Source organism: Endozoicomonas atrinae, from assembly GCF_001647025.1.
GTDB lineage: Bacteria > Pseudomonadota > Gammaproteobacteria > Pseudomonadales > Endozoicomonadaceae > Endozoicomonas > Endozoicomonas atrinae.
This window is the reverse complement of record NZ_LUKQ02000703.1, coordinates 1-678: the sequence shown is the minus strand read 5'-3', so window position 1 is coordinate 678 and position 678 is coordinate 1. Positions and strand designations below refer to the sequence as shown.

Here is a 678-nt window from a genome sequence, read left to right as displayed (position 1 = left end):
GGCGGTGGACGTGATGCCCTTTCCGCTGGACTGGTTCGACTACCAGCGAGCTGCCCACTTTGCCGGGTATGTGCTTGGCATTGCCGAGGGCATGGGTATCAAACTGCGCTGGGGCGGTGACTGGGACAGGGACGGTGAAATGACCGACCACCAATTCATTGATTACCCACACTTCGAGCTGATGGATGATTAACCTCAACCCCATGGCAGGGATCGCCAAGGCGTTGATGGGGGGACTCGACAGCCTGTTTACCTCTGACGAGGAACGGGCAAAGGCGGAGCTCTCGCTCAATCAACAATTACAGCAGCCCCATATCTTGCAGGCACTGGCCAACATCGAGGAAGCAAAGCACCCATCGGTATTTGTCTCCGGCTGGCGGCCTGCTCTGGGCTGGTTGTGTGTTTTTATCCTGGCGTGGACGTGGATTGTCCGTGACCTGATCATCATCGGGCTGAATCTGGCGGATCGTGCCGCCATTGCCAGCCAGTTACCCGTCGCCGACACCAGTACGGTGATTACCCTGTTGCTCTGCCTGCTGGGACTGGGTGGAGCGCGGACGGTGGAGAAACTGAAGGGCGTTGCCCGGAGGTAGTTATGGCCGACGAAGACCGCTTTAACCGGATTGAAGAAAAGCTCGATGGGATTACCCAGATACTCCAGACGCTGGCCAAGCACGA

General features: G+C 57.8%; 2 protein-coding genes. Both read left to right on the top strand.

The window, feature by feature from the left end; translation table 11 throughout:
- Positions 1-193 (top strand): M15 family metallopeptidase domain-containing protein (locus tag AK963_RS30155; RefSeq protein ID WP_139117825.1); only part of this gene is annotated, 193 nt, incomplete at its 5' end.
- Positions 186-593: a 3TM-type holin gene (locus tag AK963_RS30150; protein ID WP_066018850.1), complete on the top strand. Its 408-nt coding sequence runs from the start codon at positions 186-188 to the stop codon at positions 591-593. The genes AK963_RS30155 and AK963_RS30150, both read left to right, overlap by 8 nt.
- Positions 594-678: the final 85 nt, after the last annotated feature.

Excerpts from the sequence above, each read along its gene's own strand:
- AK963_RS30150 (WP_066018850.1), top strand. The coding sequence starts at position 186 with ATGATTAACCTCAACCCCATGGCAGGGATCGCCAAGGCGTTGATGGGG.